An 18,324-nucleotide genomic window follows, 5' to 3' on the forward strand; every position below is an offset into this window, starting at 1 on the left:
TCACGGAGCCGTTAAGATGGGCGTGTTTGAAATGATCACCGTTATTGTTGTTTGCGCGTTGCTATTCTCTGCCTTCGACTCATACAACAAAAATAAAGGCAAAGCCGGCAGTAAAGAACTTAACGATATTAAAGCTGAACATGAAAAACTAAAACAGCGTATTGCTACGCTGGAAAGCATTGTTACTGACAAATCCTATCAGCTCAAAGATCAGATTAACCGCCTGTAACCTGAGCAGTTTCAGCCGCGTTGACAGTGTGGCAGTTAGCAGCTGATATGTTACACTGGCGATAACTGCAGACAGGAGCTGATAATGTCGACGGAGATTCTGGTTAACCGCGCCCGCACCATATGCGAACAAAATGGTGCCCGCTTCACCGCGATCCGGGAAAAAGTTTTTCGCTTGCTCGCCGAGCTTAACGGCGGCATTGGTGCCTATGAACTGCTGGAACAGTTAAAGCAAACCGAACCCGGTGCTAAACCGGCCACTATCTATCGGGCATTAGAGTTTTTAACTGAGCAAGGCTTTATCCACAAAATTGAGTCCAGTAATGCCTTTTTACTCTGCCATCACTTTGGCCAGCACCATCCGGCGCAACTGCTGATCTGTGACCAATGCGGTAACGTAACGGAATTGCACTCTGATTTGCTGCAAGAAGAGTTTAACCGCCAGGCAGTAGCGCAGGGCTTCGCGATTAAACAGCAAACAATAGAAGCACACGGTTTGTGCAAAGTGTGTAGTACCGCACAATAAATACACCAAAAACAAAGCCCTGGCTTGTGCATTTAGTAAAAGGTTTCTAATCTTAAACAAGTCTTGGCTCTCTTTTCGTATTCTGACAGGCGTTGACATGAATGTTGAATTTATAAACCCGTTTTTATCTTCGTTAGTAAATGTACTAAGCACCATGGCCAATACGACTATTACGCCTGGCCAGCCCCGGATCAAAAAGGATGAAGTCGCCCGTGGCGATGTGTCAGGCCTTATTGGTATGGTCAGTCCGCAAACCAAAGGCTCGTTTTCTATTACCTTTGAAGAGTCTTTAGCAGTAGAAATTATGTTTCGCATGCTGGGCGAGCGCCCTAAAGGTATTACCTCCGATGTCACCGACATGGTGGGTGAAATTACCAATATGGTAACCGGCGGCGCTAAGCGGATTTTAGGCGAGAAAGGCTACGACTTTACGATGGCCACACCAGTGGTGGTATCCGGTAAAAACCATACCATCTCGCATAAATCGGAAGGCGCGAAAATTTTAATGCCGTTCGATTCTGACTTTGGCAAGGTACATATTGAAGTCAGCTTTGATAAGTAAACTGTTAGCCTGAACCGCACAACGCCAGCACATGCTGGCGTTTTTTTAGGTTGAGATGATTCGCAGCAAGCTGCCAACGTAATAAATTACCATATCGCTGCCCGAGCATAACCTGAAGGGCACGAGTAACCTACATCCTCTTGTAACATTGCTGAATTATTAGAAGAGGGCTTATACCTCAATCAACTACAAAACATGAATATCATCGATAGTGATTACAAATTCACCGCTCTCACTCTTATGGATATCAGCAGACAAAGTTAGGTCACTAATCTCTTCGTCATACCACAAGTCAAACTCAACTTTCCTTGCTTCAGTGGATTCATCGTAGACATCATAAACACATACCGTGTCGTAAGCCGAATCCGGAGGTAAAGTTATAGATCCGGGGTAATCATTTATCGCTCCTTTGATCTCAGCTTCCGAAAGTCGCCCATTCTCGTTCCGAGTTACAATTTCAGCAAACTTCGAATTCACAAGAAGCTCGACCAAGTTCTTAATTAACAGTTTTATTATGTCGTTCAATTTCCAGCTCCTTTACTTTCGGTTACCTACGGATCGCATTGATGTACTCGGTGTTACCCCAATCCCTTCAAAGTATTCATCAGCCCTCAGAATGTGGCTACGCGCTTCACTTTGAGGTAGCCCCGCTCTACGAAGAGCTTTGTATCCAATGCGCCGTTCAGCAGCGTAAGTTCCACCTCCACGCTGTCGCTGCACTTGTGTCGCGATGTAATGTTCCGAACCTTTTGCTGTAGATGGCCCCTTGAGTTGTACTGCTGGCGCATCCATTCGGTTGTAGCCGGGAAGACTCTTAGCGGCAGCATCCTGAATCACATGATGAGAATCGGTTGCCCCAGCATTATTTAGCTGCCTATGAGTTCCCGATGCTCTGTTTGGATCGTTTTTAACATCCGCTTTCGGCTTACCACCCGTCGTCGGCGACGGTGTTAACGCCATCACTACAGCTGGCAAGGTGGTTGATAGCAATGCCACTTTCGCAGCATCAACACTATCAGGATTACCCTCCAGCTCGGCCCGCTGCACATCCATTTGCGCATTGGCAACATCAACAAAGGGATTATTCAGCATCATGCCCATCCCTTCAACAATATTTGTTGCTAAGCCAGACAGGAAGCTTGGTTGTGTGCTGCTACCACTGGCAACCTTAGCCGAGTTCTGCAAATCAGCACTCTGGTTGCCTTTGCTTACCTCTTCCGTCTTCGAACTGCCCTGCGTCTGGGCCGCAGCTTTGGCATTTGTCTCTTTTTGTTGCTCTAGCGCTGAAGGGCAGAGCTCTCCTGGCTTGGCACCACATTCTGTAGAATACCCCGTAGGGTCGGTATAACTTAACGGGTTGTTATACACGTAACTATAACGGTTTAAGCTTTGCGCATCGCGTGGGTCTTGCACTATCGGGTCAGCCTGCATAAACCGGCCTAAATCCGGGTCGTATATCCGCCCACCCATATGAATAATACTGGCATGGTCTACCTGTATATGGCCGGTATAGCCCTTCTGTGTAATATTCAGCAACGCTTGCAGGTTAGGCAAATGGCTAAACGGGTTAGCGTAGCCACCCCACAATTTTGCATCCCTGCGCTTACCAAAAGCATCAAAGCTGGCGGTTTCTACGATAGTGCCATTGGCATCGGTGATTACACTGCCCGAGCCTAAGTGGTCGTTAAACACATAGTGCAGCGTAGTGGCACCTGTGCTTTTTATCGTGTGAATGGCAATATCGCGGATATAACGCTTTATCTCACTCGTGCCATCCGGCTGGTAAATCGCTTCATGGCCGCCTACGTAATAGGTCACCATATCGCCGCCGGCTTTTTTATCCGTGCGTTTTACCAGCTTTTCTGTCGCATCATAGCTAAAGCGGCTTTCACCCTGGTTTGACCAGATAGTGTGTGGTTTATCAAACGCGGTGTAATCCACCCGCCGCGTTAAGCTGCTGCCTACATAGCGGTGCGTTTGGTTGCCACGCGCATCGTAACAAAAGCGCCGGGTGCCAATTTGGCTAACCGCATGTACCCCGGGTGTTACACTACAAGAACTGGCTTTAGTGCCATACTGGAAGGTAGCACCACTCTCTACATCAGTTTTCGTCAGGATATTACCATTGTCATCATAGGTAAGTTGCAGGTACGCCATACCGTTATGAGCAAACACTTTTTCCAGCCGGTTTAGCTGGTCATAACGCATACTCTCATATATCTCAAGACCGCCAAATGCATTTACGTCACTGCGATAACGCAGGTTACCCAGTTGATCGTAACGGTAGTACTGATGTTGAATAGCGCCATAGCCAGCAAAAAGTCCGGTTAAACGGCCGGATTTGGCATCATAATCACGCTCTACCCGGATATGGTTAGCGGCTTCAGCTTGTGTAAGGTTCTGATACGCATCAGCCTCGTGCATCCGGTAATATGCCTGGCCTGTTTTCACCTCGAAAATCCTGTCCAGGTGGCCATAGGCATACTGATACTGCTGACCGTAACCATTGCCAGCAATATCCATATCGCGGAACAGGCGGCCGTATTCGTCATAATAAAACGCCCGGCTCCAACTCTTGTTATCCAACTGATAGCTTTCGGTAGAGGGCCGGTGATAGCTATCATAGCTATAGCCAGTGACACTACCATTATGGCTTTGTTGCTGTAAAAATGGCGTATTGCCATAGTTAAACAGGTAGGTCAGTGTGTTTGCCCCCTGCACTGTAGTGCTGCGTACTATTTGGCCAATCGCATTACGGTAATGCGTTTTTACTACGCCATCCGGGCTGGTGCGCTTAACATCTTCGCCCAATGCATTAAAACCATATCTAATATTGCCCTTGTCCGGGTCATTCATACCGGTGCGGCGGCCATAACGGTCATAGCTTAGCGACGTTACTGCGCCGTCTACTCCCGTTACCGCTTCAGGCAGGCCCAGCGCAGTATAAGTAAAGTACGTATTATTCCCCAGGCTGTCGGTAGAATAGCTTATCTCACCACGGCCATTGTGCTGCTCTTCCCGCCTACGGTCCAGGCTGGTACCGCTGGCTGCATCGCCATAGCTACCCGTTATGTCCTGCGTGACTTTGCCGGCGTAATAACTAAAACGCGTAGTTAAGGCATCCGCCGATTGCACGGTGTCTTTGCGGCCTAAGCCGTCATAACTTAAGGTGTCATAGTAAGTTGTTTGTCCATTAATATAAGGCTTAGATACCTTAACCGCCCGCGACAGCCTATCATACAGCGTATCTGTCAGGCTCCAGCGGCCATCCAGTAACTGAATAGCCTCGCGTACTTTGTTGCCGACGTTATCCAGAAAAGTAATAGTATTTGGCTGGTCTGGTGATGACATAACCACTGCCAGCACAGCGTTAGCAGGGCAATCACTGCGATTGCTGCAGAGCTGTTTGGTGAACTTAGCAGAGCTGCCCTGATTGGTGTAGCTAAAATAACGCTCGCCAAAGCTGTCATAACGATAGTACTCACGCTGTCCGGCACGGCTGTTGTATTGGTTAAAGCGCACTTCCTGTGGCTGCCCCAACTTATTAAAGCTATGGAATGACTGTTCAGTGTAATACGGATTACTGATCCTGGTCAGGTAACGGCCAGTAGAGTCATAGCTGAATGTTTTACGCCGAAATACTTTCTCAGCATTATCCTCAGTAGCGGGTACCGATGCATCACCACAGCTCTGGGCAAAATGCAGGCTACACTGGGTTTGCTCAGTCAGATTACCTTTACTGTCGTAACGCATAAAACTTTGCAGATACAAGCTGGCAGCACTACTGTCCGGTTGCTGAATAACCTGCTGTACACTGCCATTGATATTGTAAACCGTGTCTGTTGTTTGACTCACGCTACTCTGGCCGGAACGGCTGCGACTGGTAACAGTGCGGGTTGGCCGCTGAATACGCCAGTTAGCCAGGTCTTCATCGGTGTACTCATAAGTGACGGTTTGGCTACTACTGCTATTATCCAGCTTGTCAGACAGTGTAGTTACTGTGCTTTTTACTCTTGGATAATTCGCAGCGGTCATTTCAAAAGTTGTTTCTGCTACGGTAGTCGAGGCTGCAATAGTGGAAGAAATATCACCATAGTCCGCATTCAGATAGTACTTATCCGTCTGCTGTTTACGTGGTGCAACAAAACGGCTTTGCTTACTGTTACTGGCCAGGTTCCACCAGGTTGAAACGGCAGTGCGCTCCGCCAACTGGCCGCCGACAAATATCTCAGATTTGCTCAACAAACCATTAAAAGGCGGATCTTGCCGAAAGTACTTAACCGTTTTGGTTTTGGCAGTAATATCTTCAGTGGTTACCTCTGCAAAACCCAGCGCACCGCGACCACCGGCCTGAGTTTTCATGCCTTTGTAGCTGTATTTAATCACCTTGTTTAGCGGCTGGCCGCTTTGGGATAAACCGGTAACCTCGGTTACTTTAGCCACTACCGGCATAGTAGAGACAATATCGCGCACTTTGGAGCCACGGCCCCAGCTAACTGCCGCAGCACCGGTGTCTTTTTGGTACACCTGTGGATCATTTAACCGGCTATATTCAACGTTAAACTGTTTGCCTAAACCGTTATCGATTGAGATCAGTTTGTCCAGCGCATCGTTATTGGCATTTCGGTCAAAGCGAATATGTACTTTTTGCGCAGCCACATCAAAATAGATCAGTTCTGGCTGGTCATCGCCATCTAGGTCAGCCCAAATGTAAGGGTCTGTTTGTCTTACAGGCCAGGTAACGCTGCCTAACAGTTCTTGCGAGGAAGATGAATGGGATAACGACGGTTTCCAATAAATACTTTTCTGATGAACATAAACAATATCATCTTTGCCATCGCCGTTGATATCAGCAAAACCCTCAAGGCAATTGTTAAAACCATGATTTACCGTCTCACCGCAATCGCTAGGTACTGTATCAAACGAAATACCAGCATTAGCGAAGTTACGCCCGGTTTTTAAATACTTGGCTCCACCAATCTTTTGATAATCAGTTACACCATCGCCATTTAAATCACCAGATAACTCGTAATGATCTAAGTATTTACTGCCAGCATAGGACACTAAAACACCTGCATAATTTTGTCCATTAGACTTGTTAAGCTCTATAACATAGTCATCATTGACAAACTCACTTGGTGTGTGGCCTGTCGCCGGATCATACATTTCACGAAAATAATGCATTGGTACAGCTCGGTCTAATAAACCATCGCCGTTGTAATCAAATACGAAATCAGTTAAACGCTTTTGTAAACCGTAAGGTCGAACATAATAGTCTGTCGCCCATTCACCTGAATAAGTATTTTCAGCCACAAATTCCGCTATTGCAGCGGAAATACCGGGAGATGGCTCGTCAATACCATCCCCATCCCAATCGTAGTGCGCAGCGTATCCATACTGGATTACTTTCTTTCCATCACCATTAGTATCTATCAACCTCCAGGGAAAGTGATATACGATAGGCTCATATTGCCTGGAGTACTTAAAAGGTTTTAAGTCAACAGTAAGCAGCGATTTATTGTTTTGATAAGTAAACGACTGCCCCGAAAATTCAAACGCAAAAATTTTTCCTACTTCGCGATAAACACTGGAAACGAACAGCTCAGGTTTACCATTATCGTCAGAATCAATAACTTGCAGCTTATAAGCTGGGCAAGTGCCATACATATCGCGTTTAGTGCAATTGTTTTTACCCTGCACGGCACTGTAAGAAGATAGACTGATAACTGTTTCCTGACTCTGCAGTCCAGAATACGTATAGTCCGAATAGGTTAACTGTGTATCCAGGCTACAAGTGCCATTGGCCGAGCCATTACACATTTGCACGGTTTGTAGCAAACTGCGGTCACTGAAGCCACTTTGTTTATAGCGCAGATGATAGCTACGGACGGCCTTGTTGTTGTGGTTACGAATGATAATATCGGCAATACGTGAGTTGTGAATCAGCTTATTACCTAAATAATAGTGTGTGGATGCATCTGGCCTACTTTCATATACCACCTCAACTTTGTTCCCGGCATACTGAATGTACTGTAATAGCGGCAAATAATCACGCTGGCGTTGATACTGATACTTAATCTGCTGATCAAATAAATTGTAGCGTGCTGATTGCAACCAACTGTATGGCATGCCTGAAATTGTATCGATTTGCACACTGTTATCACTATCACCATAGATTATCCTATCGCCGTTTGGGCGGTACAACGTAAAATAGCTGCCAGCGCCACTGCTGCTTTGCACGACCTTTACATCAGGTTGTTTGTCCAACCGATACTCGGCGCCGCTGAGTAAATTACTGCCGGACACCAAACGCAGCTTTTCACCGTCTAAACAGAGGGCGTCTGAGTTAGTAAAGGTGATCTCCTGATATAAACCTTCTTCTTCGAGAACTTTCTGACAGCGGCTTAACGACGAAACAGCAGATAAAGCCCAGCCCAAGCCAGCATCGCCATTATTGGCCAAAGAAGAGTAATTTAGCGATAGCTCTGGTGTAAGGCCGCCAACACCTCGTAGTAATTCGAGAGGGATGTTATGAGCCAGAGCACCTTGATCAGACACAGAAAAACTGCTGTCAATAGCAATGACAGAAGTAGAAGAAGCTGATTCGGCAGGAATAGACACAGTGCGTGCTGCTGGCACATCGGCGACAAAATCAATATCTGCAACACTCTCCGGCACCACTAAAGTGTCACTGAGTGCGGACCATGTAGAGCATGTTTCATGTTCCCGCTCCGATTTACTGCTCAAAATCACCACATTGTCATCATCCTGGCTTAACAGCGAGATGGGTGGTTTTACCGGGCCTATCTCATTATAACTGCCTTTACAGGCTTTGACTCTAAACTGATAGCTCGAGCCCAATATCACAGTGTATTGTTGTGGCGAACCGGCAATAAAATATCGATGTATAGCACCATCTTTCAAAGATTGAATATAATATCGGTCGACTAACGACGTCTCAGACCATGTTATCGTTGCTGTCAAGCGGGTTCGAGTCACAACAGGCTTCGTGGGGGCAGGAACTTGCGAAACAGGAGGAGGAAGTATGATAGGGCTTGGCGTAAACGAGGTACTGGCAATGGCAATACTGCTACAACACATAGCTAAAACAACAACAAAAACTCTCAACACAATGGCTCACCACATTAACGATAGAAAGCCGGACAATCTACATTGAAAATAATTTTAAACAACATTTTTTACATAATAGAGCTTTAAAAAAGCATACTGTTAATTCACATAACTAAACTGCACACGGCTGGTGATATTACATAGCAGTTCATAAGGGATCGTATCAACCCGTCGTGCCAGGTGCTCTACCGGTAAATCGTTACCCCACAGAATAACCTTATCACCAACCGCTACCGGCTCATTGCCAACATCTACCGTTATCATATCCATTGATACCCGGCCGACGATAGGCAGGCGCTTACCGTGAATCAGTACATCGGCATTATTACCGGCCCCGCGTGGGTAGCCATCGCCATAGCCCATTGCCACCACCGCTAAGCGGCTGTTATGCGCTGCTATCCAGCTGCCGCCATAACCGACGGCATCTCCGGCGCTCACCTGCCGCACCGCGATAACACTACTGCTAAGTGTCATTACTGGTTTAAGGCCATGATCGCTGCCCACGCTATCTGCCATCGGTGATACACCATACAGCATTAAACCGGGGCGTACCCAATCGCCATGGCTTTGCGGCCAGTTTAATACCGCCGCGGAATTGGCCAATGAATGCTCACCGGCACTATTTTGAGTAATTTGATCGAACAGCGCCAACTGTCGCGCCGTTGCAGGCTTATCCAGTTCATCTGAGCTGGCAAAGTGACTGATTAGCCTAAGCGGGCCCTGTACATTAGGGCTTTGACTTAAACGCTGATACAACTCTTCAAATTCGTGTGGGTAAATTCCCAACCGGTGCATACCGGTATCAATTTTTAACCACACCCGTACCGGTGCATCCAAAACTGCCGCCAACAACGCTTCAGCCTGCTCGCGATGGTGGATCACCAGCTGCAGGTTAGACGCCACCACCTGTTGTAATTCATCGGCGTGAAAGAAGCCTTCCAGCAACACTATAGGCTTGGTTATACCGCCTGCCCGCAATGCTAAAGCTTCATCAATGCGTGCCACGCCTAAGGCATCTGCTGCTTTTAGCACTTGTGCTACGCTAAGCATGCCATGACCGTAGGCGTTAGCTTTAAGTACGGCCAATACTTTGCTTTGCGGCGCAAGTTGCTTCACCCGGGCAAAGTTATGCTCAAGCGCCGCTAAATCAATAGTGGCCTGCGGCCGACGGCTTAGCATTAATCTTCCTCAAACCTGGCGCTGCCGGCGTAGTTATCAAAGCGCGAATAGCGGCCATGAAAAGTTAACCGCACCCGGCCAATCGGGCCGTTCCGCTGCTTACCGATGATGACCTCGGCCGTGCCTTTATCCGGGCTATCGTCGTTATACACTTCGTCGCGGTAGATAAACATAATTAAGTCGGCGTCCTGCTCGATAGAGCCGGACTCTCGCAAATCCGAGTTTACCGGTCGTTTATCGGCACGTTGCTCCAGTGAACGGTTAAGCTGCGACAGCGCCACTACCGGCACTTTCAGCTCTTTGGCTAAGGCTTTTAACGAGCGGGAAATCTCAGCAATTTCTAAGGTGCGGTTTTCACTTAAACCCGGCACTGTCATCAGCTGTAAGTAGTCGACCATGATCATGCTTAAGCCGCCATGTTCACGCGCCACCCGGCGTGCCCGTGAGCGTACTTCGGTCGGTGTTAAGCCTGAACCATCATCGATATACATTTTGCCTTTGGTGTTCAACAGCTCAATGGCCGACGATAAGCGTGCCCAGTCTTCATCTTCCAGCTGACCGGTACGTACCTTGGTTTGGTCAATGCGGCCCAAAGAGGCCAGCATACGCATCATAATTTGTTCGGACGGCATCTCTAAGCTGAAAATCAGCACTGGCTTGTCACTGGTGATGGCGGCATGCTCACACAGGTTCATCGCAAAGGTGGTTTTACCCATCGATGGCCGCGCCGCCACAATAATCAAATCGGATGGCTGCATACCGTTGGTCATTTTATCTAAATCGACATAGCCGGTAGATACCCCGGTAACCCCATCATGTGGCGAGCGAAACAACTCGTCTATTTTTTCAATGGTTTTCGCCAGGATACTGTTAATTGGCTCCGGGCCTTCATTGGCATTGGTGCGCTGCTCAGCAATTTTAAATACTTTGGTTTCAGCAAAATCCAACAGCTCTGCCGAGGTACGGCCCTGGGTATCGTAACCGGCATCGGCAATGTCATGCGCCACAGAGATCATATCGCGCACCACAGCGCGCTCACGCACGATTTCGGCATAGGCCAGAATGTTAGCGGCACTGGGGGTGTTCTTGGCAATTTCGCCCAAATAGGCAAAGCCGCCGACATCATCAAGTTGCAGGTTAGCTTCTAAGTCTTCCGATACGGTAATAATATCTATCGGCTGGGTTGCCTCGGCCAAACGTGACATGGCAGCGAAAATGAAACGGTGCGCACGCAGGTAAAAGTCCTGTTCCACCACTTTTTCGGCGACCCTGTCCCAGGCTTCGTTATCCAGCATTAAGCCACCAAGCACAGACTGCTCAGCTTCTATCGAATGCGGCGGCATTTTAACCGCGGCTACCTGCTTGTCTTTAGTACTACTCATAACACCTGTATCAGTTAGCGAAAACAGCATAATGCTAACCTGCTAAAGGCAGATCACAAAGCAAAGTCAGAGAAATTTTTATCGGAAAATGTAGATAACAGCGGGGGCGGTAGAAAAGAAAAAGCGCACTGCCAACGCAGTGCGCCTTTCAAGCAATTAAGCTTCTGCGATTACAACAACTTTTACCGTTGCAGTAACTTCAGCGTGTAACTGAACGTCGATATCGAACTCGCCAGTTTCACGTAAAGTACCATTTGGCAGTTTAACTTCTGCTTTAGATACTTTAACGCCAGCTTCAGTGATAGCGTCCGCGATATCACGGGTACCCACTGAACCGAACAGTTTGCCTTCGTCACCGGCTTTAGAAGCGATAGTCACTTCACCCAGCGCAGCAAGTTTAGCAGCACGGTCGTTTGCAGCAGCTAAGTCAGAGGCTAATTTAGCTTCTAATTCAGCGCGACGGGCTTCGAATTTCTCGATGTTAGCCTTAGTAGCCGGAACTGCTTTACCCTGTGGGAATAAGAAGTTACGGGCATAGCCAGACTTAACAGCTACATTGTCACCTAAACCACCCAGGTTAGCGACTTTGTCTAACAGAATAATTTGCATTGCTTATACCCCTTCTGTATTAACTGTGTGAGTCGCTGTACGGCAGCAGAGCCAGGTAGCGAGCGCGTTTGATAGCGCGAGCCAGTTGGCGCTGATACTTAGCGCTGGTACCAGTAATACGGCTAGGTACGATCTTGCCGCTTTCTGTAACGTAGTTTTTCAGAACAGCGGTATCTTTGTAATCAATCTCTACAGTGCCTTCTGCAGAAAAACGGCAGAATTTACGGCGACGGAAAAAACGTGACATTTGCCTGTCTCCTAACTTATTTGTTCAATGTGTTGCGCATGCAGCACCAGCTTAGCTTGTCCGCTGCGGCTTTGGTGGCGGTTTAAAAAACCGGTCACCTTTACCATGTTGCCCAACGTTAACTGTCGGGTATGTTGTGTTAGTGCGGCCCCGGTCAGTACTACCTGGATCCTGACATAAGCCTGGCGATTTAAACCAGCTTCTGTCTGTAAACTTCGGTGTTCTAACACCAGAACCGTATGCGGTATGCCCGCCGGACTTTCGCTGTGCTCTGGCTGACGGCAGATACTGCCAACCAGTACGGTGCAATTGTCCATTAACAACAACTTACTCTTCGTTTGCTACTTGCTCTTCATTTTCGCGAGGAGCACGTTCACGACGTTCTTCACGTACTTTAGCCATTGGTGATGGCTCAACTACGGCACTGTCAGTGCGCATAATCAGGTTACGTAAAACGGCGTCGTTGTAGCGGAAGTTAGTTTCCAGCTCATCAATCACAGTTTGTGGTGCTTCTACGTTCATCAGAACATAGTGTGCTTTGTGCAACTTCTGGATTGGGTAAGCCAGTTGACGGCGGCCCCAGTCTTCCAGACGGTGAATAGCACCACCCGCTTCTTTGATCGCGCCAGTGTAACGCTCGATCATGCCAGGTACCTGTTCACTCTGATCAGGGTGAACCATAAAAACGATTTCGTAATGACGCATTGTAGCTCCTTACGGTTAGTAAGCCTCGGGGGAACTCGGCCGGGGTTCTCATGGAGGCAAGGAACGTTAGTGTATGGCCGAAGGTCGCGTATTTTACGGAGTTAGCGGATAAATAACAAGCAGAAAGCTACATGATTAGCAGATTAAGCAGGTAAAAGTGAGTGCTGGCGCAGCCACAAACCCATTTCGCGTTAGCGAAGGCGGCGGACAAATTCGTCAGGAACGAATTTGGCAAGCTTTGCTGAGCCGCCTCACTGAGGGCAGGATTGCCCGAAGTGCCGTTGTGGCGAGCACAGCACTCACTTTTACCGGCCAGAAAACAGCAAGGCCAAAAGCAATCGGGTGTGAAGTTTACTGGCGCTGGCGCACCGCTTCGAACAAGCAAATGCCGGCAGCGACCGATACATTAAGGCTGGAGACAGCACCAAACATCGGAATTTTTACCAGGCTGTCGCAGGTTTCGCGGGTTAAGCGGCGCAGGCCTTCGCCCTCAGCGCCCAATACCAGCGCCAGCGGGCCTTTTAAATCGGCATCGTACACTAAGGTGTCCGTTTCACCGGCGGTGCCGACTATCCAGACACCGGCATCCTGCAGTTCACGCATGGTGCGGGCTAGGTTGGTAATGGTAATAAAAGGCACGCTTTCAGCTGCACCACAGGCTACTTTGCGTACCACTGAGGTTAGTTTTACCGAGCGGTCTTTTGGCGCGACAACGGCATGCACACCGGCCGCATCGGCGCTGCGTAAAATAGCCCCCAGGTTATGTGGGTCGGTGACGCCGTCGAGGATCAAAATAAAGGGCTTATCGTTTGCTGCCACAATAGCGGCTAAATCAGCCTCATTGCCTGAGCTTTGTAAGCGGGCTTTCGCGACGACGCCCTGATGCTGGCCACCTACCATATCATCGAGGGTTTTACGGTTACAAAACTGTACCGATACGCCATTTTGGCGGGCTAACTGAATGATCGGCTGCATACGTTTGTCATCGCGATCTTTCATCACGAACAGCTCAAGCACATCTTGCGGCGCACGCTGTAAAAACGCTTCTACCGCGTGAATACCAAAAACCAGATCTGCGTTCATTGTTAGCCCTTGTTTTACCAGTCAGAAAATTGGCCGGCAGTTTACATTAGTTTAGATTATTAGCGAATCGGAATACTGTAAGCTGACCGTTGAAGGCATGGATGCCTTAATCGAGCCTATAGGGACATATTCACGGCGTGTCAGCGTGAGTATTCCGTTTCGCGAGTGGCTTATTACAACTATTTTGCCTTACGCCGTGACTTTTTGCGCGCGGTAATATTACGCGCGCCTTTCGGTTTAGCTTCTGCTTTGGCAGGCGCTTTGCCACCCTTGGCCGAACCGCGCTTGGCGCCTTTCTCTGCAGCCGCTTGCTTAGACGCTTTAATATCGGCTTTATTAACAAAGCGTTTTGGCTCACCCACCAGCACTAAATCAATTTTACGCGCTTCTAAGTTAACTGCCGCCACCTTCACTTTGAGTAAATCACCCATGCGGTAGCTCACTTTACTGTGCTCGCCGGTTAATACATGACGCTCGGCATCAAAGTGGTAATAGTCGTTTTGCAATGAGGTAACATGCACCAGGCCTTCGATATACAGCTCGGTTAAACGCACAAATAAGCCAAAGCTGGTTACCGTGGACACTACACCATCAAACTCAGAGCCCAGGTGATCCTGCATATACTCGCATTTTAGCCAGTCCGCCACTTCGCGGGTGGCATCATCAGCGCGGCGTTCAGTCATCGAGCATTGCTCGCCCAACGGCGTAATTTCCGCTTCAGTATATTCACGGGCACCGGTGACTTTCTGGCCTTGCTTGGCCAGTATGGCTTTAATACCGCGGTGCAGTACTAAGTCCGGATAGCGGCGAATCGGCGAGGTAAAGTGAGCATACGCCTCCAATGCCAAGCCAAAGTGGCCCTGGTTATCACCCTGATATACCGCTTGCTTCATCGAGCGCAACATAGTGGTTTCAATCAGCTCACGATCCGGCCGCTCACCGATGCGATTCAACAGGTCGGTCAGTTCCAGCGGTGTTGGCTCTGAGGGTAAATCAGCCTCGATACCCAGCTCAGCTAAAAAGCGGCGGAAATTATCAAAACGATCAGCGTCTGGCCGTTCATGCACACGAAACAGCGTATGGGCTTCGTGCTTTTCAATAAAACGGGCTGCCGCCACATTGGCCATGATCATGCACTCTTCGATGATCTTATGTGACTCTACCCGGTGTACCGGCACTATCTGTTCAATTTTACGGTGGCTGTTAAAAATAAACCGCGTTTCTACCGTTTCAAATTCTATTGCACCGCGTTGACCGCGCACCTTCGCCAGCTTTTTATACAGGCTGTTCAGGGTTTCAATATTGGTTAGGTTGGCCGCGTATTGCTGACGCAGCTCGGGGTCGCCCTGCAGTATCTTATGCACCTTGTTATAGGTTAAGCGCGCACTGGAATGCATTACCGCTTCATAAAACTGATAGCTATCGAGCTTACCACTGGCACTGATATGCATATCGGCGACTAAACACAGCCGGTCAACGTGCGGGTTTAATGAGCACAGGCCGTTAGATAATGCCTCTGGCAACATCGGCACCACATGATCGGGAAAATACACCGAGTTGCCGCGCTCGATTGCCGTGTTGTCCAGCACCGTGTATGGCAAGACATAGCTACTAACATCAGCAATAGCCACCCACAAGCGCCAACCGCCATTATCTTTGGCTTCAGCATATACCGCATCGTCAAAGTCGCGGGCGTCTTCGCCATCAATGGTAATTAAACCCAATTGCGTTAAATCTACCCGGCCTTGTTTAGCCGCTTCCGGCACTTCCTCGCCGTATTGCGCCACCTGCTTTAATACCGCATCCGAAAATACATGCGGAATCTGATGGTTGCGAATGGCGATTTCAATTTCCATGCCCGGCGCCATATGTTCGCCCAGCACTTCGGTGACTTTACCTACCGCATTGACCCGTTTTGATGGCCGCTGCGTTACCTCTACCAGCACCACCTGACCGTGACGGGCTGCGCCCTGCTCACCATCCGGAATAACAATATCCTGGGTTATACGCGGGTCATCCGGTACCACTACGCCTAAGGCAAAATCTTTATAGTAGCGCCCGACAATAGGGTCGCTGCGCGGCTCTAATACACGTACCACCCGGGCTTCAGTTTTATCTTTACTGTTTACACTTTGCGCTGTCGCCAGCACGATATCGCCATGCAACAAACGCTGCATTTCAAAATTGGGAATAAACCAGTCTGGCCCGCCATGCTCCAGCTTTAAAAAGCCAAAGCCTTCACGGTGGCCTAGTACCGTGCCTTTAACCAGATCCATATTATCGACCAGGCCATAGCGGCGGTTTTTGGTGTAAATAAGCTGGCCGTCACGCTCCATGGCGCGCAAGCGTTTTTTCAGCGCAAAGATGGCGTCGTCATCGACTAAGCCCAGCTCTTGTACTAATTCATCAAAATAAGCGGGGCTTTGGCGTTTTTCGATATGCTCGAGAATAAATTCACGGCTGGGGATGGGGTTGTCGTATTTTTCCTGCTCACGCGCAAGATGCGGATCATTTACCGTCATTAAGTTATCTTTTGTTTCCTAAATTGTGTTAAGTGTAACAGTTATACCGGCAAATGCGTATGAACTTCATTTTACCGGCCTTTTCGCATTCGCCACCACTTTAGCCGGCATCTTCTGCGCCAGCTGAGCCAATAGCTGTTGTATTTGTTTGTGTTTGGCGGCATCAGCTGTTACCGCATGGTGTAGCCAGCGATAGCTTTGTTCAAAGTCTACCGGGCTACCATAACCATCTACCAGTATCTGCGCCAGGCGCAGCTGAGCGTTTAAATTACCCAGTGCCGAGGCTTCACGCAAATAAACAATGGCTTTATCCAGATCCGGCTGCACAAAGCGGCCAATGTGGTAATAACGGCCTACCTGCTCTAAGCCTTCAGGTAGCCCTTGCGCGGCAGACTGCAGCATTAAATCCCAGCCACGTTCAACATTACGCGGCACACAGACCGCGTAAGCCAGCATATCGCCATATAAAAATTGATACGCCGGCAGCTGCATAATATCGGCCCGGGCTTCGATATCGCGTACTAACTGACAGTCATCAGCGCGCACCCGTTTAAGGTGGCTGTTAGTTTGAATTAACGCCAGTAACTCATCCTGACTGTACAGCTGTATCGCTTCGAGCTCCTGCGCCAACGCAACGGGTGCCACCGACAGTAACAGTGCCAGTGTTAAACTCAGCATTTTCTTCATAACCTGCGCCTGAAAATTGTCATCACAGCCTTTATCGGCCTGAACTGCGTTTTTTAAAGCAAATTTCAAGCCTTTTATTGTTCATTGTTTAACATCCAGGGGGCTGCCAGTTGTGGCCTGGTCACTTTTCGTTCAATAGACGCCGCACTGACTGCCACATCGCTACAGCTGTTGTTGTTGATATAATGCAGCGCTTCAGCATACAGCGGGTCCGTCGCGACGCCCCAGTCACCCGCAATAGCGGCTGTTACCGGGCAGTTTGGCTGCAAGCCATTAAAATAATCGCCCTGGTCTAATGCATTAACAGTCTGAAAATTAATCGCAAACAACACAAAGTTACCAATAATATCCGGCTGCTGCCCCACAGGCTTACCACAGGTGGTAGCGCCAATTTGCACTACGTCAACAAAAGGTGCTAATGAATTAATCACCAGTTCGCTGGATGAACAGCTGGCTTCAGTCGTCAGCACAAATACCCGCGGCAGGTTTAGCGCGCTACGCCCGGCGCCCAAGGCAAACAAGGTAGTGGTGTTTTTTGCAGTGTTTTTATCGTTGTACTGATACTTAACAAATACTTCGCCTTGAACAACGTCTTCAGCAATTTGCGTTGCTAACTGATTTGCCACCCGGATAAGGCCGCCACCGTTATAGCGTAAATCGAGTACCAACTCATCAACACCTTGTGCGGCAAAGTCAGCAAAGGCTGTTTCCAGCTCAGATTCCGACAGTTCAATAAAGGTATTAAACACCAGGTAACCAACCAGCTTGCCGTCGACATTGCTGACTGAACGGTGCAGCACTGTGTTAGTCGTTACTTCACTTTTAACAAAGTCAGCCGACAGCTCGCTGCCATCTGGCTTTTGCCAGACAAAGTTGCGCATAACACCGGCTTCATTCGGGCCGTAAACATCATCATTAGTGGCAGTACCAGCATCAAGCCGGCTTAGCCACTCAGCAACGCTAACCCCCTCAATTTCAATTATTTTGTCGCCACGGCGCAAGCCATTTAGCGCAGCGGAACCCTCGTTATACACATAAGCTATTTGCAAGGCGCTGTTATTATCAACCCGACTACTGGAGAAGCCATAGCCAAAGAAAGTGGCATTGATAAAACGATCTTCGTATTCCTGTCGGGTCAGAATAAAACTGTACCGATCTTGTGGCGCAGCGACTGCCTGTAACAAGGCTGAAGGTGAATTGTAACTATCCGGGTTGATACTGGCTGGCAAATCGCGGTACCACAAATAGTCTCGCTGCAATGCACAGAACACCTGTGAATTTACATCAGTACGCTGGCACAAATCCGTCGTTGCGGTATCGTCATCACTACTACTACTGTTGCCACCACCGCCACAAGCGGTCAATCCCAGCAACAAAGTACAAGTTAATAACAAACGCATAGCACCGGCTCCTTAATCTACTATTTAAGCAGCATAAAACAAAAATGCTGCCCTTAGGCAGCA

The 18,324-nt window shown here is 48.6% G+C and carries 15 protein-coding genes; 3 read left to right on the forward strand and 12 right to left on the reverse strand.

Going from position 1 to position 18,324, the window contains the following annotated elements; all coding sequences use genetic code 11:
* Nucleotides 1–16 precede the first annotated feature (16 nt).
* From EYB30_RS11330 to EYB30_RS11340, 3 genes are all read left to right on the forward strand, one after another.
* Nucleotides 17–229: a hypothetical protein gene (locus tag EYB30_RS11330; RefSeq protein WP_166839019.1), complete on the forward strand. Its 213-nt coding sequence runs from the start codon at nt 17–19 to the stop codon at nt 227–229.
* A gap of 84 nt (nt 230–313) precedes the next feature.
* The gene (locus tag EYB30_RS11335) at nt 314–754 is read left to right on the forward strand and encodes a transcriptional repressor (RefSeq protein WP_166839020.1); all 441 of its coding nucleotides are present in this window, start codon (nt 314–316) and stop codon (nt 752–754) included.
* A 97-nt stretch (nt 755–851) separates the two neighbouring features.
* Nucleotides 852–1,316: a chemotaxis protein CheX gene (locus EYB30_RS11340; RefSeq protein WP_166839021.1), complete on the forward strand. Its 465-nt coding sequence runs from the start codon at nt 852–854 to the stop codon at nt 1,314–1,316.
* Nucleotides 1,317–1,502: 186 nt separating this feature from the next.
* On the opposite strand, the gene EYB30_RS11345 is transcribed toward EYB30_RS11340, so the two are convergent.
* From EYB30_RS11345 to EYB30_RS11400, 12 genes are all read right to left on the reverse strand, one after another.
* The gene (locus tag EYB30_RS11345; RefSeq protein ID WP_166839022.1) at nt 1,503–1,841 is read right to left on the reverse strand and encodes a DUF7668 domain-containing protein; all 339 of its coding nucleotides are present in this window, start codon (nt 1,839–1,841) and stop codon (nt 1,503–1,505) included.
* Between the two features lie 12 nt (nt 1,842–1,853).
* Nucleotides 1,854–8,183 carry an RHS repeat-associated core domain-containing protein gene (locus EYB30_RS11350; protein ID WP_166839023.1) on the reverse strand — a complete coding sequence of 2,110 codons (6,330 nt, stop codon included), beginning with the start codon at nt 8,181–8,183 and terminating at the stop codon, nt 1,854–1,856.
* A 363-nt stretch (nt 8,184–8,546) separates the two neighbouring features.
* Nucleotides 8,547–9,626, reverse strand: a complete 1,080-nt coding sequence (alr, locus tag EYB30_RS11355; protein WP_166839024.1) for an alanine racemase — start codon at nt 9,624–9,626, stop codon at nt 8,547–8,549.
* The gene (gene dnaB / locus EYB30_RS11360) at nt 9,626–11,008 is read right to left on the reverse strand and encodes a replicative DNA helicase (RefSeq protein ID WP_166839025.1); all 1,383 of its coding nucleotides are present in this window, start codon (nt 11,006–11,008) and stop codon (nt 9,626–9,628) included. Before dnaB ends, alr begins: the two co-directional genes overlap by 1 nt.
* A 156-nt stretch (nt 11,009–11,164) precedes the next feature.
* On the reverse strand, nt 11,165–11,617 hold the full coding sequence (gene rplI, locus EYB30_RS11365; protein WP_166839026.1) for a 50S ribosomal protein L9: 453 nt from the start codon (nt 11,615–11,617) through the stop codon (nt 11,165–11,167).
* Nucleotides 11,618–11,636: 19 nt separating this feature from the next.
* On the reverse strand, nt 11,637–11,864 hold the full coding sequence (gene rpsR / locus EYB30_RS11370; RefSeq protein ID WP_008218940.1) for a 30S ribosomal protein S18: 228 nt from the start codon (nt 11,862–11,864) through the stop codon (nt 11,637–11,639).
* Nucleotides 11,865–11,875: 11 nt separating this feature from the next.
* A complete protein-coding gene (gene priB / locus EYB30_RS11375) occupies nt 11,876–12,181 on the reverse strand; it encodes a primosomal replication protein N (protein ID WP_166839027.1) in 306 nt (101 codons plus the stop codon).
* Between the two features lie 10 nt (nt 12,182–12,191).
* On the reverse strand, nt 12,192–12,569 hold the full coding sequence (gene rpsF, locus EYB30_RS11380; protein WP_166839028.1) for a 30S ribosomal protein S6: 378 nt from the start codon (nt 12,567–12,569) through the stop codon (nt 12,192–12,194).
* 351 nt (nt 12,570–12,920) lie between these two features.
* Entirely contained in the window at nt 12,921–13,652 is a 732-nt protein-coding gene (rlmB, locus tag EYB30_RS11385) for a 23S rRNA (guanosine(2251)-2'-O)-methyltransferase RlmB (protein ID WP_166839029.1), read from the reverse strand.
* Nucleotides 13,653–13,831: 179 nt separating this feature from the next.
* Nucleotides 13,832–16,174: a ribonuclease R gene (rnr, locus tag EYB30_RS11390; protein WP_166839030.1), complete on the reverse strand. Its 2,343-nt coding sequence runs from the start codon at nt 16,172–16,174 to the stop codon at nt 13,832–13,834.
* A 66-nt stretch (nt 16,175–16,240) separates the two neighbouring features.
* Nucleotides 16,241–16,861 carry a tetratricopeptide repeat protein gene (locus EYB30_RS11395; protein WP_166839031.1) on the reverse strand — a complete coding sequence of 207 codons (621 nt, stop codon included), beginning with the start codon at nt 16,859–16,861 and terminating at the stop codon, nt 16,241–16,243.
* Between the two features lie 74 nt (nt 16,862–16,935).
* Nucleotides 16,936–18,261: a S41 family peptidase gene (locus EYB30_RS11400; RefSeq protein ID WP_166839032.1), complete on the reverse strand. Its 1,326-nt coding sequence runs from the start codon at nt 18,259–18,261 to the stop codon at nt 16,936–16,938.
* Nucleotides 18,262–18,324: the final 63 nt, after the last annotated feature.

It is taken from the genome of Rheinheimera pleomorphica (genome assembly GCF_011634895.1).
GTDB classification, from domain to species: Bacteria; Pseudomonadota; Gammaproteobacteria; order Enterobacterales; family Alteromonadaceae; genus Alishewanella; species Alishewanella pleomorphica.